The sequence below is a fragment of the Streptomyces sp. NRRL S-1813 genome, assembly GCF_000719605.1.
In the GTDB taxonomy this organism is placed as follows: domain Bacteria; phylum Actinomycetota; class Actinomycetes; order Streptomycetales; family Streptomycetaceae; genus Streptomyces; species Streptomyces decoyicus.
Genome location: NZ_JOHB01000002.1, coordinates 13,092 through 34,299, shown reverse-complemented (window position 1 = coordinate 34,299; position 21,208 = coordinate 13,092). Strand labels below are relative to the sequence as shown.

Genomic DNA, 21,208 nt, shown 5'->3' with positions numbered 1-21,208 from the left:
GACCGGCACCCTCCGCAGTCAGATGTGCGTGCGGAGCAACCCTTGCTGCGCCTCCCCTCGGAGGCCCGGCCGGTCCCGTACCCCTCCTCCCGTGCCGCCCCGCGGCCGGGCTCAGGCGTCCGCGATCGGGCTCAGGCGTCCGCGGCCGGGGACACCGCCAGGTGCCGGACGCCGGACCGTACGGCCCAGAAGAAGACCGCGAACGCGAGGGCGGCCACGGTGATCGAGTCGTACGGTGCCGGCAGCCGGCCGGAGCCCTCGAACGTGCCCAGCCAGGAGAGCACGGTCAGCGCGATGAGGTAGACCACCAGCCAGGCACCGGTGCGGAGTTCGGCGCCGAGCGAGCGGTCCCGGCCGGTGCTGTCGCTTTCGGCGCGTGCCCCGGTGCGGCGCATGGCCAGGAAGATCAGCAGACCCCCGAGTACGAGCGGCAGCGCGAGGCGCAGGTCGTGCCAGCCCGACCAGTAGACGAACTCGCTGGCCACCACGAAGCTGAGCGGCGCGATCCAGCCCAGCCCCGGGATCCAGTCGGCGGTGTGGCCGCCCGGCTCGGCGCGGAACACCGCGACCGCGACCGCGGAGGCGGCGTAGATCAGCAGATACATGTCGCCCATGACGCTGACGATGTCCTGCCAGCCGCCGAACGGCAGCAGGAAGATCATGATGACGACGAGGTTGATCGCCAGGGCCCGGCGCGGGACGCCGAACCGCTCATTGACCTTCATGAAGAACCGGGGAATCGTGCCGTTCTTGGCGAGCGCGTAGGTGTGCCGCGCGTTGATCGCCACGCCCACGTACGCCGAACCGCCGGGCGAGATCACCGCGTCCGCGTAGAGCAGGCTGGACAGCCAGTGCAGATTGAGGATCAGGGCGAGCTGGCCGAAGGGCGAGTCGAAGGAGACCCCCTTCCAGCCGTGGCCGAGCAGATTCTCGGGGACGGCGAAGAGGAACGCCAGTTGCAGGGCCAGGTACATGATGACGGCGAGGCCGATACCGGTGAGGACCGCGGCGGGGATGGTCCGGCGGGGGTTGCGGGTCTCGCCCGAGAAGTCCAGCGGCGCCTGGAAGCCGTTGACGGAGTAGACGATGCCGCCGCCGGCCAGCGCGGTCAGACAGGCGACATACCCGTACGGTGCGAAGCCGCCGTGGTCCGTCAGACGGCCGGAGTGCCAGCCGGAGGCGATCAGCGCGATCACGGTGACCACCGGGACCACGATCTTGAACACCGAGACCAGGTTGTTGAGTTGGGCGAACATCCGCACCGCGAACCAGTTCAGCGCCGTCAGTACGACGCTGAGCCCGGCGGCCAGGGCCAGCCCGGAGAGGGTGAGGGTGTGCCCGTTGTAGATGCCCGGCAGGTAGTGCGCGGCGTACTGCATGATCGCGCTGATCTCGGCCGCGGTTCCGCCCACCGACAGCAGGGTCGACCAGCCGATGAGGGTGCCGACGAGCCGGCCGCTGGCGAACAGCGGCCAGCGGACCGTGCCGCCGCCCTCCGGCCGGGACGCGCCGAGTTCGATCATGACCAGGGCGACCAGGCCGCACAGCAGACCGGCGCCGACCCAGGAGAGCAGCGCCGCGGGGCCGGCGACCTGTGCCGCGTACATCGCGGCGAACAGCCAGCCGGAGCCGACGATATTGGAGAAACCGATCCCCGTAAGGCCCCAGAACCCCAGATCGCGGCGCAATCGGCGCTCCTGCGCCAGCACTTCCGGCGCGCCGGCCCCGTCGCCCCCACCTGACACCTGACGCTCCGTCACGAAAACGGCCTCCTTGATTCTCTGTTCCGGCTCGCCGGACCCTACTCGACGATCGCCGAAGAGGAATCTTCCGCTCCACCAGCGGACACTTCCTATACGCAGCGCATTGATCAAGAACTCAGCGCAGTGGTGAGGCGCTCGACGGACCCCGCCCCCGACTCCGACTCCGGCCGACACCGACACCGACACCGACACCGACACCGAGGAGAGGGTCCCGGATGACGACGCGGACACCCCGGGACGGGCCTCACTCGACCTGGTCGCCCCGGACGCCGAAGGCCGTCGCCAGGCCTTCCCGCCCGGCGTCGGTGAGATGGACGACGCGGCGGTACTTCCCGTGCCGGAGCCACTCCAGGTCGAACAGCCGGGCGGTGAGGGCGGCACCGAGGGCACCCGCCAGGTGGTGGCGCTGCTCGGCCCAGTCGACGCAGTAGCGGACGGACGCCCGGCGGCGGGGGAGGCGGTCCGTCTCGATGCCGAAGGCGGCCAGCTCCTGGCGGCCGTGCGGGGTGAGGACGTAGGCGACGTCGAGGGAACCGGCACCCGTACCGCCGGTGCCGGCGCCGGCATCGGCATCAGGGGAACCGCCACCGCTTCCCGTCCGCTCGACGGCGAGAATCTCCCGCTCCTGGAGGGCACTCATCACCGCGACACCGAGCCGGCCCGCCAGGTGGTCGTAGCAGAGGCGGGCGCGCAGCAGGGCCTTGGCGCGGGTGTCCGCGTTCAGGGACCGCACCGGCAGGGGACGGGCGATCAGGGCGAGCTGTTCGAGGGCGCGGGCGACGTCCGTGGTGGCGAGCCGGTAGTAGCGGTGGCGGCCGTCGAGTTCGACGGTCAGCAGCCGGGCATCGAGGAGCCTGGCCAGGTGGCCGCTGATGGTGGAGTTGCCGACACCGGCCTCGGCGGCGAGGGCGCTGGCCGGCAGCGCGCCGCCCCCGGCGAGGGCCAGCAGCACCTTGGCACGGGAGGGGTCACCGATCGCCGCCGCGACATGGGCCACGTCGGTCTCGGTCCGGGCATCCATGGGCACGACGGTACGCCGATCACGCTTCGGCGGATGGCGAAACGTTCTCCCGCTGCCGCCCCGTATGGCGAGAACGTTTCGGCATCTGCCGAACGGATCCGGCAGAACACTGACCGTATGCGCACGATCTCCGCGCCCACCACGGCACAACGGACCGCGCCCCGGCTGTCGCCGCTGCCGCTCGTTGCCGTGTGCCTGGGCTACTTCATGGTCATCCTGGACGTCACCGTCGTCACGGTGGCACTCCCGGCGATCGGCACCGCCCTGCACACCGGGGTGACCGGACTCCAGTGGGTGGTGGACGGCTACACCCTGGTGTTCGCCGGTCTGCTGCTCTTCTGCGGCGGGCTCGGCGACCGGCTGGGCGGCAAGGTGGTGTTCCTCGGCGGCCTGGTGGTGTTCACCCTCGCCTCCGCCGGGTGCGCGCTCGCTCCCACGGCCACGGTCCTGGTCCTGGCCCGGCTGGTGCAGGGGCTGGGGGCGGCGCTGATGGTCCCGTCCTCACTGGCACTGCTGCGGACGGCCTACCAGGACCAGGCGGCGCGGGCCCGCGCCTTCGGCGTCTGGGGCACCGTCGCGGGCCTCGCCGCCGGGGCCGGTCCCGTCCTGGGCGGTGTGCTGGTCGCCGGGCTCGGCTGGCGGTCGGTGTTCTTCCTCAATCTGCCCGTCGGCCTCGCCGCACTGTTCCTCACCCACCGCCACGTCCCGGCCTCCCCCGCCGACCGCACCCGCCCCGGACTGGACGTGCCGGCCCAGACCGCCGCGACGGTGTGCCTGGCCGCCCTTGCCACCGGATGCATCGAGGCCGGGGCACTGGGCTGGACACATCCGGCCGTGCTCGGCGCCTTCGCGGGCTGCCTCGCCGGACTCGTCGCCTTCCTGGCGCTGGAGCGGCGCTCGCCCGCGCCGATGCTGCCGCTCGCCCTCTTCCGTACCCGTGTCTTCGCGGCCTCCGCGGTCATCGGCGTGCTGCTCAACACCGGCTTCTACGGGCTGCTGTTCCTCGCCCCGCTGTACTTCCAGCAGGTCCACCACTACAGCGCACTGCGCACCGGATTCGCGTTGCTGCCGGCCGTCGGCGTGGTGGCCGTCGGCTCCGCGCTGGCCGGGCGGCTCACGGCCCGCACCGGGCCGCGGCTGCCCATGGTGGCGGGCCTGGCCGTGGGCGCGGCCGGACTGGCCGGCTGGCTCGTGGCCGGCCCCGGCACGCCGTACCTCGCGCTGGTGGCCCCCATGGCCTGCGCCGGCTTCGGTACCGCGCTGACCATGCCGGCCTCCCTCGCGGCGGTGATGGAAGCCGCGCCGGACGAGCGCAGCGGCGCCGCGGCCGCGGTGTTCAACGCCGCGCGCCAGATCGGCAGCGCTCTCGGCGTCGCGCTCTTCGGCACGCTGATCGCCGCCGGCCTCGTCGCGGGCCTGCACACCGCGGTGCGCATCGCCGCCGTGGGGTTCCTCACCGCTGCGGCCCTGGCCGCCCGCTGCATCCCGGGCAGTGGACGGCCGGGCCGCCGGACGCGGCGGGAATGAAATGCGCGGGAGCGGAATCCGCGGGACCGCAGGAGGCGAAGCCGCACGGCTCGGCGTACGTGATGCCCCGCCCGGGACCGTGCATGGCACTGCGTCATGCCGCGCGCCCCCTCGCCCGAAGCGCTCTTCCCCGGAGGTTCCCGCGGCCGGGCGGGTTCAGCCGCAGGACCAGCAGCCCGACCAGCATGCGGTGTGGCGGGCGTGGTGGCGCCGGCCGGCGAGCCGCTCCTCGGTGGGGCCGCGCTCGGCGAGGGCGCGCAGGCGGGCGAGCTGGGCGCACAGCACGACGCTGATCGCGGCGATTTCCTCGGGCTCGGCATGGCCCTTCTCGATGCGCAGCCAGGATGCGGGCAGGTCGTCGGGCGGCGTACTCCCGTCGGGGGACACGACGTCATCGACTGCTGTGCACTCCCCGGCGGCCGTGCCCTCGTCGGTGCAGGCGTCCGCACCGGCGGGTGCGGCCTCGCCGAGGCCCGTGCCGCCGGCGCCGACCGTGCCTGCGCCGACGGCGGTGCCCTCATCGGTGGAGGGACACTCGCCGAGGGCCGTGCTCGCCTCGGTGGATGTGCCGTCACCGACAGATCTGGCCTCGCCGATGACTGTGCTCGCGTCGGTGGATGTGCTCATGTGTGGGGGTCCATGGGCTCGGTGGCGGTGCGTGGTGCGTGACGGGCTGCCCCGGCATGGCGCTGTGCCGTGTCCGGGCAGGTCACAGGGCCGACGCTAGAAGCGCGCGGGGGCCCTGTCGCGCGGGAGGCGCTCCGGCTGCGCCATTCGGACGACCGGCCCGCGGCCAAGGCGTGATATCCGCCGCCGAGGCCGTGTTGCTCCCTGCCGACGCGTCCTGGGCGACGAGCATCGCGCACAGGTTTGTGCAGGCACGCGGCTGCCGGACGACGCAGTCAGGATGGGCGGGACCATGAGATGTGATCAGGCCGGCGACGAACGTGCCCCTGTGCGGGACGACGGGCGCCGAGGCTTTCTCAAGTGCGCGGCCGGGATCGCCGGTGTGGCGGCCGCGACCGGGCTCGGCAAGGAGGCGGCCGCGGCTCCGGCGGACCGGCCCGTGGGCGGGATCCGCAACAACGCGGGGCTGCTGCCCGACCGGGTTCCCTTCCATGGGCGCCACCAGGCCGGCATCGTGACCCCGATGCAGCTCTTCGCCGGGTTCGTCGGCTTCGATGTGCTGGTCGACGACCGCGAAGGCCTGACGGATCTGTTCCAGAAGCTCACCACGCGCGCACGGGTGCTGGCGGGCGGGGTGAAGCCACAGGACGAGCAGATCGCCTCGGAGCAGCCCACCCCCGACTCCCTCACCATCACGCTCGGCGTGGGTGCCTCCCTGTTCGACGACCGGTTCGGGCTCTCAGGGCACAAGCCCCGGCATCTCAAGGCCATGCCGGCCTTCCCCGACGACCGGCTGGAGCCGTCGCGCTGCCACGGTGACCTCTCCCTCCAGATCTGCGCCCAGCACCCGGACGCCATCGTCCATGTGCTGCGCGATCTGGCGCGGGAGACGGACGGGCTGCTGCGGCCCCGCTGGCGCGCGGACGCCTTCCTCAACCCTTCGCGGCCCTCGGGCTCGCCGCGCACCTTCGTCGGCTTCAAGGACGGGATCGTCAATCCGGACACCGGCTCGGCCAGGGAGATGAACCGGCTGTTGTGGGTGACCCCGCCCTGCGGGGAGCCGGACTGGGCCCTGGGCGGCAGCTATCAGGTGCTGCGTCTGATCCGCTTCCACATCGAGAAGTGGGACAAGGTGCCGGTGGCACGGCAGGAGAAGATCTTCGGCCGGCGCAAGGCGAGCGGTGCACCCCTGGGCAGCCGGAACGAGACGGACCCGCCGAGGTACCGCGACGATCCGCACGGCAGGACGATCCCGCTCGACGCACACATCCGACTGGCCAACCCGCGCACCGAGAAGACCGACGACTCCCGTTTCCTGCGCCGGAGTTACAACTACGACCGGGGCTTCGACCGCTCCGGGCGGATGGACCTCGGGCTGGTCTTCTGCGGCTACCAGCAGGATCCGGAGCGGCAGTTCGCCACCGTACAGCGGCGCCTGCGGCACGAGCCGCTGTCGAAGTTCATCACCCCGCTCGGCGGCGGCTACTTCTTCATCCTGCCCGGGGTACGGGACGCCGACGACTGGTTCGGGTCCCAGCTGTTGAAGAAGGTCTGAGCAGCGGCACACGGAGCGAGGGCGGCGCCGGAACGGGCGCCGCCCTCGGACGTATGACGGGAGATCCGCTCAGCAGATCCGCGGCAACTGCTCCCCCAGCGGCAGATCGACCACCCGGGTGCCGCCCAGCGGTGTGCGGGCCACCACCATGCCGGGATGGGTCGCGACGGCCTCGCCGATGATCGCGGCGCCGGCGCCCAGAGGGTGCGCACGCATGGCGTCCAGGACGGCATCGGCGTGCTCCCGGGGGACGAAGGCCACCAGTTTGCCCTCGTTGGCGACGTACATCGGGTCCAGGCCGAGGATGGCGCAGGCGTTGGCGACGGCCGGCGGGACGGGGATGGCACGTTCCTGGATGACGATGCCGGTGCAGGAAGCCGTGGCGATCTCGCACAGGGCGGCGGCCAGGCCGCCGCGGGTGGGGTCACGCAGCACATGCAGGTCGGGGGTGACGGCGAGCATGGTCTCGACGAGGCCGCCGAGGGCCGCGCAGTCGCTCTCGATCTCGACACCGAACTCCAGGCCCTCGCGGACGCTCATGATCGCCACGCCGTGGAGGCCGATGTCTCCGCTGACGATCACCACGTCGCCGGGGGCGACGCGCTGCGGGCGCAGATCGACGCCCGCCGGGATCAGCCCGATGCCGGCGGTGTTGAGGTAGACCCCGTCACCGTGGCCCGCCTCGACGACCTTGGTGTCGCCGGTGGCCACCTCGACCCCGGCGGCCCGCGCGGCCGCGCCCATGGCGTCGGCGACACCGGCCACCACCGGCATCTCCACACCCTCCTCGAGGATGAAGCCGCAGGAGAGGTAGGCGGCCTTCGCGCCGCTCATGGCAAGGTCGTTGACGGTGCCGTTGACGGCGAGGTCGCCGATGCAGCCGCCGGGGAAGAAGAGCGGCCGGACGACATAGGAGTCGGTGGTGAACGCGAGGCGTACGCCGCCGAGGGACACCGCAGCGGAGTCGCCGAGCTGGGCGAGGATCTCGCCGCCGAAGGCGGGGGCGAAGATCTGCTGGACGAGTTCGGCGGAGAGTGCGCCTCCCCCGCCGTGCCCCATGACGACGCGGGGCTGGTCGCGCAGCGGGGTGGGGCAGGTCCAGCCGGAGATGTCGACGGTGGGCAGGCCGCGGTCGGCCGGTGTGGGTCCGCCGCGGGTGGGGCCGCCGGGAGTGGGGTGGATGGTGTCAGACAACGGGGCTCGCCTCCTGTGGGGTGGGCGTGGTGCCGAGTCGGCGGTAGAGGTAGTAGGCGGCGCAGGCGCCCTCGCTGGAGACCATGGTGGCGCCGAGCGGGGTGCGCGGAGTGCAGACGGTGCCGAAGGCCGCGCACTCGTGCGGCTTGATCAGTCCCTGGAGGACTTCCCCGCTGCGGCAGGCGGCGGGCTCCTTGGTGGTGATGCCGTCGACGGAGAAGCGGTACTCGGCGTCGTAGTCGCGGTAGCGCTCCGACAGCCGCCAGCCGCTGGCCGGGATGGTGCCGATGCCGCGCCAGGCACGGTCGGTGACCTCGAAGACGTCCGCGAGCATGGCCTGGGCGGCCGGGTTGCCCTCGCTGCGCACCGCGCGCGGATAGGCGTTGTCCACGGTGTGTTCGCCGCGCTCCAGTTGGCGGACGGTGCGGCGGATGCCCTCCAGGATGTCCAGTGGCTCGAAGCCGGTGACCACGATCGGCACCCGGAAGCGGTCGGCCAGTTCGGGGTACTCCCCCATGCCCATCACACTGCACACGTGACCGGCGGCGAGGAATGCCTGGACCCGGCACCTGGGCGACGTCATGATCGCCTCGATCGCGGGCGGTACCCGGACGTGTGAGACCAGCAGGCTGAAGTTGGGGATTCCGAGCTTGCGGGCCTGATGGACCGTCATGGCATTGGGCGGTGCGGTGGTTTCGAATCCGATCCCGAAGAACACCACCTCGCGCTCCGGGTTCTGCTGCGCGATCTTCAGCGCGTCGAGCGGGGAGTAGACGACCCGTACGTCGCCGCCCCGGCTGCGCACCTGGAACAGATCCCGGTCGCTGCCGGGTACGCGGAGCATGTCGCCGAAGGAGCAGAAGATCACGTCGGGGCGGGAGGCGATCTCCAGGGCCTTGTCGATGACTTCCAGCGGCGTCACACAGACCGGACAGCCCGGTCCGTGGATCAACTCGACCTCTTCGGGCAGCAGTTGGTCGATGCCGTGCCGGATGATGGTGTGGGTCTGGCCGCCGCAGACCTCCATCAGGGCCCAGGGCCGGGTGACCGTGGACCGGATGTCGTCGAGCAGCCGGCGGGCGAGCTCGGGGTTCTGGAATTCGTCGAGGTACTTCACCGGTTCGCCTCCTGCGCTCCGTCGCCGACCGCGGCCGCGGGTGCGGAGCCGGGGGCGGCGCCCGCCCCGTCGCCCGCCTCGTCCCATCCCGGGGGCGCGCCGGCCGCCTCCCACGGATCGCCGAACTCCTCCTGAAGCAGGCCCAGTTCCTCGAAGAGGGCCAGGGTCTGCCGGGCGGATTCCTCGTCCAGCCGCTGAAGCGCGAAGCCGACATGGACGATGGCGTACTCGCCGACCTGGAGGTCGGGGACGTACTCCAGGCACACCTCCTTGACCACACCGCCGAAGTCGACGGTGGCCATACGGGTGCCGTCCCGTTCTTCGATGTCCAACACTTTGCCGGGTACCGCCAGGCACATGGGGGCCTCTCCTCGTCGTGGGTACGTTGCGTCTGCCGCGCGGGGGCGCCGCTCAGCGCGCGGCGGCTCCTGCGGTGCGCGCCGCCACGACGATCTGGCCGAGCGCCAGTCCCCCGTCGTTGGGCGGGACGCGGCGGTGGCGCAGGACGGTGAAGCCGTCCTGCCGCAGGAGGCGGGCGGTGGCCTCGGCCAGCAGGGTGTTGGCGAAGACGCCGCCGGTCAGTGCCACGGTCGTCAGGCCCGCGCGCTCCCGGGCCAGGGCGCAGCAGCGCCGGACGAGGTCGGCGACCGCGGTGTGGAAGCGGGCCGCGATCAGCGCCGGGGCGGTGCCCGCACGCAGGTCCGCGACGACGGCGGTGAGCACCGGCGCGGGGTCGGCGACGGTGTCGGCGCCCGTCTCGCCCGTCGGTGCGGCGCGCAGCGCGAACGCATAGCCGGGTCCGCGGTCCTCCTCCGCGGTCAGGGCCGCGGCTTCGAGTGCGACGGCGGCCTGGGCCTCGTATCCGGCCTGGTGGCAGATCCCGGCCAGTGAGGAGACGGCGTCGAAGAGGCGGCCCATGCTGGAGGTGGGCACACAGTTGAGGTGGCGTTCGAGCTGCCGTACCAGCAGTCGTCGCTCCTCCGGCGGGCAGGCCACCACCGGGGGCAGGTCCTCGGCCCAGTCGATCCCGGCGGCGCGCAGATGGGCAAGGGCCATCCGGTAGGGGCGCCGTACGGTGGTGTCGCCGCCGGGCAGCGGGACGTAGGCGAGCTGTCCGAAGCGGCGGTATCCGTCATAGTCGGCGAGCAGGATCTCGCCGCCCCAGACGGCCTGGTCGTCGCCGTAGCCGGTGCCGTCGAAGGCGACGCCGATGACGGGGTGACCGTCGTGCAGGCCGTGTTCGGCCATGGCCGCGGCGATATGGGCGTGGTGGTGCTGGACGCGTACCAGCGGCCGGCCGTCGGTGTGACGCTGGGCCCACTGCCCGGAGCGGTAGCCGGGGTGCCGGTCGGCGGCGAGGAGTCGGGGGCGCACTCCGGTCACCGTCTCCAGATGTGCCTCGGCCCGCTCGAACGCGAGCTGGGTCGCCAGATCGTCCATGTCACCGATGTGCGCGGACAGCCAGGCGCGGTGTCCTTCGGCGAGACAGAGCACGTTCTTGAGGTCGCCGCCGGCCGCGAGCGCGGGCTGCACCGGCACCGGGAGGGCAACGGGCAGGGGCGCGTATCCACGGGAGCGGCGGACCAGCAGCTGTTCCCCGTCGCTGATGCGGACCACGGAGTCGTCGCACGGGATCCGGATCGGCCGGTCGTGGGTGAGCCAGGCGTCCGCCAGGTGCGCCAGACGCGCTACGGCTTCGTCGTCGTCGGTGACGATCGGTTCGCCCGCGACATTGCCGCTGGTCATGACGAGCAGCCGGGGTCCCGGCGGGTCATCGGGCAGACCGAGCAGCAGATGGTGCAGCGGTGTGTACGGCAGCATGACGCCCAGGTCGGGGCTGCCGGGGGCGACGGCGGCCGACAGCGCCGGCGCGTCCGGGGCGGGCGCGGGGGCCGGGAGGCGGCGCAGCAGGACGATGGGGCGTACCGGCCCGGTGAGCAGGGCGCGCTCCTCGGCGCGGACGCGCACCAGATGCTCGATGTCGGTGAGGTGACGTGCCATCAGGGCGAAGGGCTTGTCGCCGCGGGCCTTGCGGCGGCGCAGCAGGGCGACGGCGTCGTCGTCGGAGGCGTCACAGACGAGGTGGTAACCACCGAGGCCCTTGACCGCCACGATCGCGCCGGCGGCGAGCAGCCGGCGGGTGTCGGCGACCGGGTCGGGGCCGGGCGCCGGGCGCGGTGGACGGGTGCGGTCGGCCGGGTCCGCGGTCAGCAGGCGCAGGCGGGGACCGCAGTCGTGGCAGGCGATGGGCTGGGCGTGGAACCGCCGGTCGGTTGGGTCCGCGTACTCCCTGGCGCAGCGGGGGCACATCGGGAAGCGGTCCATGGTCGTCAGCGCACGGTCGTAGGGGACCGCGGTGACGATGGTGAAGCGCGGACCGCAGTGGGTGCAGGTGAGGAAAGGGTGCCGGTGGCGGCGGTCGGCCGGATCGGTCAGCTCGGCGAGGCAGGCGTCGCAGGTGGCGGCGTCCGGGGAGACCAGGGTGCGGGAGAGGCCGTCCGCGCGCGAGGGCAGGATGCGGAACCCGGCGTCGCCGGTCAGCGCGATGTCCTCGCCCTCGACGGCCTCGACCACGGCCAGCGGTGGCGCCTCGGCGCTGATCCGCCGGGCGAAGCGGACGAGCGCGGCGGAGGCACCCTCGACCTCGGCGACGACACCCTCGCCCGTGTTGGTCACATGGCCCGTCAGACCGAGTTCCGTGGCGAGGGTGTGGACGAACGGGCGGAAGCCGACGCCCTGGACGACGCCGCGCACGGTGATCCGGCGGCGTGCGGCGGCCGTCGCGGGGGCCTTCGCGGTGACCCCGCCGACCTGCCCTGTGGTCATGAGCGGCTCGACGCCACGGTGTCGGAGTCGGTCGTGTGCGCGTGGCCGCGGTCCTGCGCCCGCGCGGCGTGGGCGTGCTCCCCGTGGTGGGTGTGGCCCTCGTCGTCGTGGGTGTGGCCCACGTCGTGCGGCTGGCCGTCCTCGGCGTCGTGGACGTGGTGGGACTTGCGGGTCATGACCGGGATGTGCACCGGCGCGCCGTCGCGCGCGGCCAGCGCCCGGTCCAGCAGCAGACCGTCTCCCTCACCGCCGCGCGCCGAGGTGAGGACGACCTCCACGCCCGGGTTGATGCGTTCGACGTTGGCGCGGAACTCCTTCTCGTCGAACGAGACCGCCTCGGCGATATCCGTCTTGGTGACCACGACCAGATGGGCGAGTCCGAAGGCGGTGGGGTACTTCAGCGGCTTGTCCTCGCCCTCGGTCACCGACGCCAGCACGATGCGCAGCGTCTCCCCCAGATCGTAGGAGGCCGGGCAGACCAGATTGCCGACGTTCTCGATGAACAGCAGCCGGGTGTCGGCGGGGAGCCAGCCGTGGAGGTGGCCGCCCAGCATCTCGGCCTCCAGGTGGCACAGCCCGTCGGTGAGCACCTGTTTGACGGGCACTCCGGAGCGGGCCAGCCGTACGGCGTCGTTCTCGGTGGCGAGGTCCGCGGTGAGCGCCGCGACGGGGATGCCCCGGCTGTGGGCGAGGGTGAGTTCGCGCTCCAGGAGGGCGGTCTTGCCGCTGCCGGGGCTGGAGAGCAGGTTGACGACCGCGGTGCCACGGGCGGCGAGGTCCTCGCGGAGGGTGTGGGCGCAGGCGTCGTTCTTGGCGAGGACCGCCTGTTGCAGATCGACGACACGGCACATGGTTCAGCGCTCCTTGTGCATAGGGACGTGTACCGGGGCGTCGTTCCAGCACACACTGACGATCTGAAGTTCACGGCCGGTCAGCAGCTCCGCCGTCGCCCCGCCGCATCCGGGGCAGCTGAGTTGTGGCGGCATGCCCACCGGCCAGGTGTCCGCGCAGGGGCCGCAGCGGGCGCGGGCCGGGACGGGCTCGGTGACCAGTTCCGCACCCTCCAGCACCGTTCCGGCACAGGCGAGTTCGAAGGAGAAGGCCAGCGCGTCGGGGACCACCCCGGCCAGTTCGCCGACCTGGAGCCGGACGCTGTTGACGGTGGTGGCCCCGGTGGGCCGGGCCGCGCTTTCGACCTGCTCCACGACCGCAAGCGCGATGGACATCTCGTGCATCGGTCCCTCTCTGGTGCGGGGACGACCGGGGGCCTCTCGGCTTCATTAGACGGCGGGTCCGGAGGGCCGCCGCGGTGCCTCGCCGCGGCGGTGCGGTGGCGTACACCGTTCGGTGCAGCGCCGCCCGGTCACATGGAGCGGATGCGCAGGTAGCGCTTGACGTCGGGCAGTACGGCCTTGAGGGCGAGGGCGAGCGCGGCGGCGAACGCCCCGCTCAGGGCGAGCTTCAGCATGGTGTCGTGTTCCTCTCGGTTGTGTGCGGTCCGGCGGCGGACGGTGCCGGCTCCGCCGCGCCGACCAGCCGCAGGATCAGCTCCACGGCTTCGTCGACCGCGGCGTCGACCGGTTCGCTGAGCCCGATGCCTTCGGCGACATCGGCGGGTTCGCAGCCGACGACCAGGACGCGCTCGGGGCGCCGGCCGCCGGTGCCCGCGCTGAGCGTGTCGAGCAGCGCGAGCACGGCATCGGGGGTCATGTGGTGGCCGTCGAGCGCGGTGTCCGGGGGGCGGGTGCCGGCCGGAGTGGTGGCGTCGAGGAGGTGGACGGTGCCGGGTTCGCCTCCGCGCGCGGAGGCGTCCACGAGGAGCACGGTGTGGTAGCCGTCCAGCATCTGGTAGGCGAGGTGGACGCCGCGTACGCCGATGTCGACGACCTCGACTCCGTCGGGGAGCGGGTGCTCGCCCAGCCGGCGGACGGCCTCGACACCGAAGCCGTCGTCGCCGAGGAAGATGTTGCCGACCCCGGCGATCAGGGTCTTCGCGGGCGGCCCGGCGACGGGTGCGGCGGCGTTCACGCGTCCTCCAGCGGAGCGATCTCATCGGGTTGGAAGTACAGGAAGCGGCCCTGCTCGCGACGGATGTCGGCACCCGGGTCGCCCTCCACGGTCACCGCGAGGTGCACTCCGCCGTCGACGTCGTGCAGGACGGCCTCCACCTGGGCGGTGCGGCCCTGGAGGAAGAGGTCCTGGGCGTCGGTGCGCCGCAGACCGGGCCGCAGCAGCACCCGGCTGCCGGCGCCGACCGAGTGCCCGTCGACCGTGATCCGGTCGCGTACGGGATCGACGCTGCGGTCGCTCTCCGGGTCCCACCAGGGGGTGTCGGGGCGCAGTCCCGGCACGTCAGGGGTCGGGGCGTCGGGGGCGGCCGGACCGGGTCCGGTGACCTCGCGCAGTGCCCGTACGGCGCCGTGCAGGCGCTCCAGCACCTCGGGCGGCATGGTGTCGGCGAGCTCGATGACCTCGGCGGCGCGGGGGTCGGTGCCGCGGGCCTCGCGCTTCTCCTGGTCGGTGAGGGCCGCGGTGCGCAGGGCGAGGATCTCGTCGATCTCCAGGGCGTCGTAGAGCGCGCCGGGGCTCTCGGGGGCGATGGCCGGGTGGTCCTCCAGGATGATCGGGGAGGACAGGACCACGTCGGCGCGGCGGTCGGCGCCGGCGAGCACCGGCCAGGCGTGTGCGTTGCGGCAGGCCGCGACGGCGCCTCGGGCCCACTCCGGCGGGTCGGTCATCGACACGAACGAGCCCGCGCTCAGGCCGAGGAGGAGATGGGCGCCGACCAGGGAATGGGGCAGCGCCGCATCACGGTCGGCGCCGGTGCCGTCCGGCTGCCAGCCGCTGGTGTTCTCGACGGTCGCGGTCAGCCGCAGCGCCGTGTACGGACCGTCGAGTTCGCTCGCGGTCAGCCGTACATGTCCCTGGACCTCCGCGCAGCGGCGCACCAGTCGGCCGACGAGCTTCCCGTCGGCGTCGTGCACCGGCTCGGTCTCCTCCCGCGCGGGCCGGGTGAACGGGACGGTGACGCCCTCCCCGGTCAGCTTGGAGATGTCGGCCACGAGCGTGACGCGCTCCTCGGAGCCCTCGTCCCAGGGGACCAGTACCCGGTCGGGCAGTTCGAGTTCCTCGACGGTCTCGAACCCGTCGGCCGGGGACAGGCGTTGGACGGTTCGCCGCTGGGCGTGCAGAAACCGCAGCTCGGCCGAGAGCCGGGCGCCGGACCTGGGCTCCATGAGGCATTCGGTGCGTTGGAAGGAGTGCTCCGCGCTCTCGGCACCCCAGTGGGGCGGTACGAGGACGCCGAACTGCCAGCGGAGTTTGTTCTTGGCGGCGGAGGCGCGGTACGGGTAGAGCACATAGCCCTCGAACAGCACGGCGTCCGCCACTTGGCGGGCGGTGGCGAAGTGGTCCGCCGTCTCGTCGGGCAGGACGCTGGTCGTCACGGCGCGGTCCTCTCGCTGACGGGGCGGGCGACGGCGCCGGGGAAGAGCCGGGCGCGCGGTGCGGGCGGTTCGGGGTCGCCGGCCGTGGCCAGCAGCGACTCGACGGTCGCCTGCCAGGAGGGCAGGGCGTGCCGGGAGCGGTGGGCGAGCAGCGCGTCAAGGGTCTCGCGGGGCAGCCGGAGCCAGCCGCAGCCGGGGAAGTGCGTGTCGGTCATCTCCTGCCAGACCGCCACCGGCATCCGCACGGACGCCTCTTTGCTCCAGGGCACCGGCTCGACGTGGAAGCCGCCGGCCCCGGCGAACACCGTGCCGGAGAACAGCAGCAGCAGCGGCACCTCGCCGTCGCGCAGCGCATGGAAGTACCGGCCGACCGCGACGTCCAGGTCGTAGCTGCACGGGACCGGGAGGTCCACCTCGGTCTCGCCGGTGAAGCCGGGGACGACCAGGGAGACCTGGGCGAACTGGAGGGGGTGCAGGGTGCTGCCCCAGCGGGACCGCTCGCCGAAGAGGTCGGACAGCGCCTCGGCCTCGTCGGACCGGTAGCCGCGCCGGGCCGGTTCGATGCGGAGCTGGCAGCGCAGCGCGAGGGCGTGCACCCGGTCCGCTGCGGCGGCGGTGATGCGCAGCCGGAAGAGGAGGGTGGGGGCGGCGGCGTAGCGGTCGGCGCGTACACCGGTGCAGACGAAGGACAGGTCGGTCACGTCCGGTCGTCCTCCTTCGGCTCACGGGCCCGGCGGGCGACCTTGGTGAAGAAGTCGGAGAGTGCGGCGCGTGCCTCGGCGCCGCCGTCGAAGCCCTGCCACAACAGGCGCATCCGGCCGACGAGTTCGTAACAGATGTCGACGGGCACCAGATAGCAGTCGATACGGCCCTCGGAGCGGCGCAGCAGCAGCGCCTCCACATCGGATTGGAGGAGGCCGGCCAGCCGGCTGGCGGCGAGCACGGCCTCCCAGGTCGACGGGTCGAGTTCGCTCTCCGTGGCGCCGGCCGGGCTGGGGTAGAGCGCGACCAGCCGGTCGAGGTCGGCATTGCGCAGGAAGAAGGCGACACCGACGGGGATCTGGAGCAGGTCCCAGGCCGCGTCGTCGAGGGTGTGGCCGGAGTCGACGAGATAGCGGTCCGGAACCGTACGGAACTGTCCGCTGCCGGCACCGGGCCGCTCGAAGAGCAGCGCGCAGGGGATGCAGGCGCAGGCCAGTGCGCGGCGTTCGATGTGGACCAGGTGGCGGTGGTTGTGCTCGCCGAGCACCACGCCGCACAGCTCACAGCGCTCCGGAGCGGGGGGCACCGGTGCGCGGAAGCGGCGCAGGCCGCGGTGGGCGGTCGGCGGTCCGAGCCGCGGGGGCGCCGTCTGCCGGGCGCTCACGAGGCGGTGGCGGCGGTCGGCGGGCGGCGGGAGATCTGAAGCAGCGCCGGTTCTTTTCCGGCTCCCGCCGCCTCCCACTGCACCGAGGTCACCTCGGGCGCGAAGCAGGACACGGCGGCCTCGACGGCCTGTTGGGCCTGCTGGTTCGTGCTCGGGCAGCCGCAGCCTCCGGAGTCGCCGGAGCGCAGTCGCAGCGTTCCGCTGTCCGCGTCGAACTCCGCCACCTCGGCGGGGTGTTGCCGGCGGACGCTGTCCAGGGCGCGGTCGATGCGTGCCGTGGTGTCCTCGGGGTGCAGATCGTGCAGCACCAGCAGGCTGGTCACCAGCTCGTCGCGGAGCAGCGCCGAGCCGGGGCCGCCGTCGTCCGTGCCGCTGCCCAGGAGGTGCATGATCCGGGCGAGTCCCGCGCCGTAGAAGTCCATCAGGACGCGGACGAGCTCCTCGGCGGCGGCGCCGGCCTCGCGGTCGTCGCGCTGTGCGAGGCGGTCCAGTACCTCTTCGACGCGCCGGCCGGTCGCCTCGGCGTTGGGTGCGGCGGCGTGGGGCGCGTCTGCCTGCACTGTGGCGGACTGCGGTCCGTCGGTCTGCGGTGCGGCGGCGGCCGGCGCCGTGGTGGTCCGGGCGCTCATCCGGACAGCCCGCTCAGGCCGGTGGGCACATGCATCTTCTGTACGGACTTGCCGTTCCCGACGTACATGTGGACGCCGCAGGGCAGACACGGGTCGAAGCTGCGCACCGCGCGCATGATGTCGATGCCCTTGAAGTTCTCCGGGGAGTTCTCCTCGAAGATCGGGGTGTTCTGGACGGCGTCCTCATAGGGGCCGGGGGTGCCGTAGGTGTCTCGGGTGCTGGCGTTCCACGGGGTCGGCGGGTACGGGTGATAGTTGGCGATCTTCCCGTCCCGGATGACCATGTGGTGCGAGAGGACGCCGCGTACCGCCTCGGTGAAGCCGCAGCCGATGGACTCGTCGGGAACCTCGAACTTCTCCCACGTCTGGGTGCGTCCGGCGCGGACCTCTTCGAGGGCCTGCTCCGCGAAGTGCAGCGCCATGGCGGCCGTGTACGCCTGGAAGTAGGTGCGGGAGCGGTTGCGTTCCAGCGCGTTGCTCCACTTCGGGATCTTCCACTCGAAGCGGGTCGCGGGCTTGGTCATGCTGCGCGGCAGGTCGATGACGACACTCCGGCCGGTGGCCTTGACGTACGGGGTGTCGACGAGCCCGGACAGCGCGGTGGACCACAGCCGGGCGATCGGGCCGCCGCCGGTGTCCAGCGCCAGGTGCTCCTTGCCGTCGAACCAGCGCGGGGACATCACCCAGCTGTACTTGTCGTTGAAGTCGCGCTTCTGCGGGGCCGGAATGGTGTGCTGGTTCCAGGGGTGGCGGGGGTCGACGGGGTTGCCGAGCGGGTCGTGGGTGACGAACTGCTCCTGACCCTCCCAGTCCTGGTAGTAGGAGCTGCCCAGCAGGATCCGGATGCCGAGGTTGATCTCGGTGAGGTCGTTGGTGACCAGCTTGCCGTCGACGATGATGCCGGGGGTGACGAACATCTTCCGCCCCCAGTCCGTCATGTTGCGATAGGTGAAGTCGCAGTGGTCGGGGTCGTTGAGCGCACCCCAGCAGCCGAGCAGCACCCGCCGCCGGCCGACTTCCTCGTAACCGGGCAGCGCCTCGTAGAAGAAGTCGAACAGGTCGTCATGGAGCGGGACGACACGCTTCATGAACTCGACATAGCGCATCAGCCGGCTGAGGTAGTCGGTGAACAGCTGGACGCTCGCGACGGTGCCGACGCCGCCCGGGTAGAGCGTGGAGGGGTGCACATGGCGGCCCTCCATGAGACAGAACATCTCCCGGGTGTAGCGGCTGACCTGGAGCGCCTCGCGGTAGAACTCGCCCTCGATGGGGTTGAGGGAGCTCATGATGTCGGCGATGGTGCGGTAGCCGTGGTCGCCCGCGTGGGGGGCTTCGGTGCGCTGGGCGAGCTCCCACACACCGGGGTTGGTCTCGCGGACCATCTTCTCGCAGTAGTCGACCCCGACCAGGTTCTCCTGGAAGATGTTGTGGTCGAACATGTACTCGGCGGACTCGCCGAGGTTGATGATCCACTCCCCCAGGTGCGGGGGCTTCACCCCGTAGGCCATGTTCTGCGTGTACACCGAGCAGGTGGCGTGGTTGTCACCGCAGATGCCGCAGATCCGGCTGGTGATGAAGTGGGCGTCGCGCGGGTCCTTGCCCCGCATGAAGACGCTGTAGCCGCGGAAGACGGACGAGGTGCTGTAGCACTCGGCGACCCGCTTCTGCTTGAAGTCGATCTTGGTGTGGATACCGAGGCTGCCCACGATCCGGGTGATCGGATCCCAGGACATCTCCGTCAGACCGCTGCCGTCACCGGCCGCCTTTGTCTTCGGTGCCATCGTGAGTGCCGTGCCCTTCTGTTGCGCGCGGAGGTGAGGTCGGACGGAGGTCCGGGGTGCCGGACGACTGCTGGCGGGGTGGGCTCACCACGGCTTGCGGTAGCCGGTGGTCAGTTGGTCGCCGCGATGGCGCCACTTGGGCTCGTGGTCGACGGTCTTGGCCGTGATGTCCCGCAGCCTGCGGATGACGCTGCCGTACGCGGCACTGGCGGTGCTGGAGATCTTGCCGCCGGGCGGCTCGTCCATGAACGGCATGAACTTGTCGGGGAAGCCGGGCATGGTGCAGGCGATACAGATACCGCCGACGTTCGGGCAGCCGCCGATTCCGTCCATCCAGCCCCGCTTGGGCACGTTGCATTTGACCACGGGACCCCAGCATCCGATCTTCACCAGACACTTGGGCGAGTCGTAGGTGGTGGCGAACTGGCCCTGTTCGTAGTAGCCGGCCCGGTCGCAGCCCTCGTGCACGGTCGCCCCGAAGAGCCAGGTGGGACGCAGCTGGTCGTCCAGCGGGATCATCGGGGCCGAGCCCACCGCCTGGTAGAGCAGATAGACCAGCGTCTCCGAGAAGTTGTCCGGCTGGATCGGGCAGCCGGGCACACACACGATCGGGATCCCGGCCTTGGACGTCCAGTCCCAGCCCAGGTAGTCCGGCACACCCATGGCTCCGGTCGGGTTGCCCGCCATCGCGTGGATACCGCCGTACGTGGCGCAGGTGCCGATCGCGACAACGGCGAGCGCCTTGGGGGCGAGCCGGTCGATCCACTCACTGGTGGTGATCGGCTGACCGGTCTCGGGGTTGTCGCCGAAACCGCACCAGTAGCCTTCCGGCTTGATGGACTCGTTGGGGATCGACCCCTCGATGACCAGCACGAACGGGTCGATCTCGCCGCGTTCGCCCTTGAAGAACCACTCGATGAAATTGTCCGCGCCCTGGACCGGGCCGCACTCGAAATCGATCAGTGGCCAGTGGACGGCGACCTTGGGCAACCCCGGCAGCACACTGAGCGCGATCTCCTCAATGCTCGGCTGGGTCGCGGCGGTGAGCGACACGGAGTCGCCATCGCAGCTCAGGCCGGCGTTGATCCAGAGAATGTGGATCGGGGACTCGTCCTCGGCGGACGGCTTTCCGTTCGCAGCGGCCTGGTCGGCCACGCTCGAAGCAGCCATGGGGATGTCTCCTAGGCAGATATGCAGCGAAAGCGCTCATTTCAAGACTTCCATCCACCTTGGTAACACCGATCAGCAGCGACGGGGCGGTCACAAGGGGCCGTTGCGGTGACACACCACCCGAGCGCCCGGTCCGAGGAGCGCCCTCCACCCGACGGACAACGCAGGGAGCCGGACAACCGCCCTCGCGGCCGCCCGGCTCCCGTGTCGCCGTAGTGCGCGTCAGCCCAGTGCCCCGGCCTCCACCGCGGTCACATCGAACCGTCCGCCGCACACCCGCAGTCCGTCACTGCCCGTGGTCATCGGCTCCTTGGAGCCGGGCGGGTAGACGAAGACGAGCTGCGAGCGGTCCCAGCACGGGGTGTCCGAGACGCCGTCGTTGAGGGTGTGCAGCAGGGCGTGGGCGCTCTGCCCCGGCTGGAGCCGGACGACGGGTCCGGAGCCGCCCTCGCGGGTGGCGGGCTTGCCGACGGCCGAGCCATCACGCTTGATGAGCGAGACCCCGGGGAAGCCGCGCAGCGTACAGGCCTTTTTGCCCTTGTTCGTGAAGACGAGGGGGTAGCGGATGTTGCCCGCACCGATGTCGGAGCGCCCCAGGCGCAACGACATATCGGCGGCGTTGCAGCGGTCCGAGGCCGTCATGGCGGAGGCCTGGGACTGTGCGGCGCTCGGGGTCCTGGCCGTCGGCTTGCCGCCGGGGGATGCCGCCTTCGCCGGCGCCGACGGCCGCTGGCCGTTCGCCGAGGACTGCGGCTTCGCGGCGGACGACTGAGCGCTGCCACCGGCCGACTGTGCGCCGTTGCCGCGCTCCGTGTCCTGGGACGTCACCGGTGCGGCGGCCGACGAGGGGCGGGATGCAGCGTCGGGCCCGCCCTTGCAGGCGGTGAGCCCGAGCGCCGCGACGGCGATCAGCGATCCCGCGGCGACACGACGGCCGCGGCCGAGTGTCTTGGTGGTGAGCGACATAAGTGTCCCCCTCGTCTGGTAGGTGCGAGCTCTCGTCGTGGGTGTCTACGGTCCGTGCGGTGCTCCAGCCAGCGTGGCCCCGGGCACTGCCGGTCCGCTAACGAGGCACTAACACACCACTAACGAGCCGGTGCGCTCGGCACGCCGGTAACCCCGGCAATCGGTGTGACCAGCCGGTATTCGGGGCGTGTCGCTCAGAATCGCAGATAATTCCCGAGTT

Annotated in this window: 20 protein-coding genes; 2 read left to right on the top strand and 18 right to left on the bottom strand. The window is 71.9% G+C overall.

The window, feature by feature from the left end; genetic code table 11:
- Window positions 1-131: 131 nt before the first annotated feature.
- On the bottom strand, window positions 132-1,760 hold the full coding sequence (locus IF67_RS0104830; RefSeq protein ID WP_030982439.1) for an amino acid permease: 1,629 nt from the start codon (window positions 1,758-1,760) through the stop codon (window positions 132-134).
- A gap of 247 nt (window positions 1,761-2,007) precedes the next feature.
- Entirely contained in the window at window positions 2,008-2,784 is a 777-nt protein-coding gene (locus IF67_RS0104825) for an ArsR/SmtB family transcription factor (protein ID WP_030982437.1), read from the bottom strand.
- Between the two features lie 117 nt (window positions 2,785-2,901).
- On the opposite strand from IF67_RS0104825, the gene IF67_RS0104820 reads away from it, so the two are divergent.
- Entirely contained in the window at window positions 2,902-4,311 is a 1,410-nt protein-coding gene (locus IF67_RS0104820) for an MFS transporter (RefSeq protein ID WP_030982435.1), read from the top strand.
- 156 nt (window positions 4,312-4,467) lie between these two features.
- Here the strand turns inward: IF67_RS0104820 and IF67_RS44120 are convergent, their stop codons facing one another.
- Window positions 4,468-4,938: an acyl-CoA carboxylase subunit epsilon gene (locus tag IF67_RS44120; RefSeq protein WP_051817594.1), complete on the bottom strand. Its 471-nt coding sequence runs from the start codon at window positions 4,936-4,938 to the stop codon at window positions 4,468-4,470.
- A gap of 292 nt (window positions 4,939-5,230) precedes the next feature.
- Between IF67_RS44120 and IF67_RS0104810 the strand changes: the two genes are divergently transcribed.
- Window positions 5,231-6,493, top strand: a complete 1,263-nt coding sequence (locus tag IF67_RS0104810) for a Dyp-type peroxidase (protein ID WP_037838820.1) — start codon at window positions 5,231-5,233, stop codon at window positions 6,491-6,493.
- A gap of 69 nt (window positions 6,494-6,562) precedes the next feature.
- Here IF67_RS0104810 and hypE read toward each other — a convergent pair whose 3' ends face one another.
- From hypE to IF67_RS0104735, 15 genes are all read right to left on the bottom strand, one after another.
- Window positions 6,563-7,687, bottom strand: coding sequence for a hydrogenase expression/formation protein HypE (gene hypE / locus IF67_RS0104805; protein ID WP_030982431.1), 1,125 nt, complete (start codon window positions 7,685-7,687; stop codon window positions 6,563-6,565).
- On the bottom strand, window positions 7,680-8,804 hold the full coding sequence (gene hypD / locus IF67_RS0104800) for a hydrogenase formation protein HypD (protein ID WP_030982430.1): 1,125 nt from the start codon (window positions 8,802-8,804) through the stop codon (window positions 7,680-7,682). Before hypD ends, hypE begins: the two co-directional genes overlap by 8 nt.
- The gene (locus IF67_RS38760) at window positions 8,801-9,163 is read right to left on the bottom strand and encodes a HypC/HybG/HupF family hydrogenase formation chaperone (RefSeq protein WP_037838818.1); all 363 of its coding nucleotides are present in this window, start codon (window positions 9,161-9,163) and stop codon (window positions 8,801-8,803) included. The genes hypD and IF67_RS38760 overlap by 4 nt, the downstream gene beginning before the upstream one ends.
- A 52-nt stretch (window positions 9,164-9,215) precedes the next feature.
- On the bottom strand, window positions 9,216-11,630 hold the full coding sequence (gene hypF, locus IF67_RS0104790; RefSeq protein WP_030982429.1) for a carbamoyltransferase HypF: 2,415 nt from the start codon (window positions 11,628-11,630) through the stop codon (window positions 9,216-9,218).
- Window positions 11,627-12,481: a hydrogenase nickel incorporation protein HypB gene (hypB, locus tag IF67_RS0104785; RefSeq protein ID WP_030982427.1), complete on the bottom strand. Its 855-nt coding sequence runs from the start codon at window positions 12,479-12,481 to the stop codon at window positions 11,627-11,629. Before hypB ends, hypF begins: the two co-directional genes overlap by 4 nt.
- A 3-nt stretch (window positions 12,482-12,484) precedes the next feature.
- Entirely contained in the window at window positions 12,485-12,865 is a 381-nt protein-coding gene (gene hypA / locus IF67_RS0104780; protein WP_030982425.1) for a hydrogenase maturation nickel metallochaperone HypA, read from the bottom strand.
- A gap of 128 nt (window positions 12,866-12,993) precedes the next feature.
- The gene (locus IF67_RS46135) at window positions 12,994-13,098 is read right to left on the bottom strand and encodes a DUF6893 family small protein (protein ID WP_406204727.1); all 105 of its coding nucleotides are present in this window, start codon (window positions 13,096-13,098) and stop codon (window positions 12,994-12,996) included.
- A complete protein-coding gene (locus IF67_RS0104770) occupies window positions 13,092-13,658 on the bottom strand; it encodes a hydrogenase maturation protease (protein ID WP_030982423.1) in 567 nt (188 codons plus the stop codon). The genes IF67_RS46135 and IF67_RS0104770 overlap by 7 nt, the downstream gene beginning before the upstream one ends.
- Entirely contained in the window at window positions 13,655-15,076 is a 1,422-nt protein-coding gene (locus tag IF67_RS0104765) for a hypothetical protein (protein WP_030982421.1), read from the bottom strand. The genes IF67_RS0104770 and IF67_RS0104765 overlap by 4 nt, the downstream gene beginning before the upstream one ends.
- Window positions 15,073-15,777, bottom strand: a complete 705-nt coding sequence (locus IF67_RS0104760; protein ID WP_030982419.1) for a DUF6084 family protein — start codon at window positions 15,775-15,777, stop codon at window positions 15,073-15,075. The genes IF67_RS0104765 and IF67_RS0104760 overlap by 4 nt, the downstream gene beginning before the upstream one ends.
- Window positions 15,774-16,442: a DUF5947 family protein gene (locus tag IF67_RS0104755; protein WP_051817592.1), complete on the bottom strand. Its 669-nt coding sequence runs from the start codon at window positions 16,440-16,442 to the stop codon at window positions 15,774-15,776. Before IF67_RS0104755 ends, IF67_RS0104760 begins: the two co-directional genes overlap by 4 nt.
- The gene (locus IF67_RS0104750) at window positions 16,439-17,071 is read right to left on the bottom strand and encodes a hypothetical protein (protein ID WP_234340979.1); all 633 of its coding nucleotides are present in this window, start codon (window positions 17,069-17,071) and stop codon (window positions 16,439-16,441) included. The genes IF67_RS0104755 and IF67_RS0104750 overlap by 4 nt, the downstream gene beginning before the upstream one ends.
- Window positions 17,068-18,852, bottom strand: coding sequence for a nickel-dependent hydrogenase large subunit (locus tag IF67_RS0104745; RefSeq protein WP_030982414.1), 1,785 nt, complete (start codon window positions 18,850-18,852; stop codon window positions 17,068-17,070). The genes IF67_RS0104750 and IF67_RS0104745 overlap by 4 nt, the downstream gene beginning before the upstream one ends.
- Window positions 18,853-18,936: 84 nt before the next feature.
- Window positions 18,937-20,022: a hydrogenase expression protein HypE gene (locus IF67_RS0104740; protein ID WP_030982412.1), complete on the bottom strand. Its 1,086-nt coding sequence runs from the start codon at window positions 20,020-20,022 to the stop codon at window positions 18,937-18,939.
- 222 nt (window positions 20,023-20,244) lie between these two features.
- Window positions 20,245-20,988, bottom strand: coding sequence for a DUF4232 domain-containing protein (locus IF67_RS0104735; protein WP_030982410.1), 744 nt, complete (start codon window positions 20,986-20,988; stop codon window positions 20,245-20,247).
- Window positions 20,989-21,208: the final 220 nt, after the last annotated feature.

Coding starts and splice junctions, on each gene's coding strand:
- hypA (WP_030982425.1), bottom strand. CDS start 12,865: ATGCACGAGATGTCCATCGCGCTTGCGGTCGTGGAGCAGGTCGAAAGC.
- IF67_RS0104750 (WP_234340979.1), bottom strand. CDS start 17,071: ATGAGCGCCCGGACCACCACGGCGCCGGCCGCCGCCGCACCGCAGACC.
- IF67_RS0104745 (WP_030982414.1), bottom strand. CDS start 18,852: ATGGCACCGAAGACAAAGGCGGCCGGTGACGGCAGCGGTCTGACGGAG.
- hypB (WP_030982427.1), bottom strand. CDS start 12,481: ATGTGCCGTGTCGTCGATCTGCAACAGGCGGTCCTCGCCAAGAACGAC.
- IF67_RS0104810 (WP_037838820.1), top strand. CDS start 5,231: ATGAGATGTGATCAGGCCGGCGACGAACGTGCCCCTGTGCGGGACGAC.
- IF67_RS0104820 (WP_030982435.1), top strand. CDS start 2,902: ATGCGCACGATCTCCGCGCCCACCACGGCACAACGGACCGCGCCCCGG.
- IF67_RS38760 (WP_037838818.1), bottom strand. CDS start 9,163: ATGTGCCTGGCGGTACCCGGCAAAGTGTTGGACATCGAAGAACGGGAC.
- IF67_RS44120 (WP_051817594.1), bottom strand. CDS start 4,938: ATGAGCACATCCACCGACGCGAGCACAGTCATCGGCGAGGCCAGATCT.
- hypF (WP_030982429.1), bottom strand. CDS start 11,630: ATGACCACAGGGCAGGTCGGCGGGGTCACCGCGAAGGCCCCCGCGACG.
- IF67_RS0104735 (WP_030982410.1), bottom strand. CDS start 20,988: ATGTCGCTCACCACCAAGACACTCGGCCGCGGCCGTCGTGTCGCCGCG.
- IF67_RS0104825 (WP_030982437.1), bottom strand. CDS start 2,784: ATGGATGCCCGGACCGAGACCGACGTGGCCCATGTCGCGGCGGCGATC.
- IF67_RS0104740 (WP_030982412.1), bottom strand. CDS start 20,022: ATGGCTGCTTCGAGCGTGGCCGACCAGGCCGCTGCGAACGGAAAGCCG.
- IF67_RS46135 (WP_406204727.1), bottom strand. CDS start 13,098: ATGCTGAAGCTCGCCCTGAGCGGGGCGTTCGCCGCCGCGCTCGCCCTC.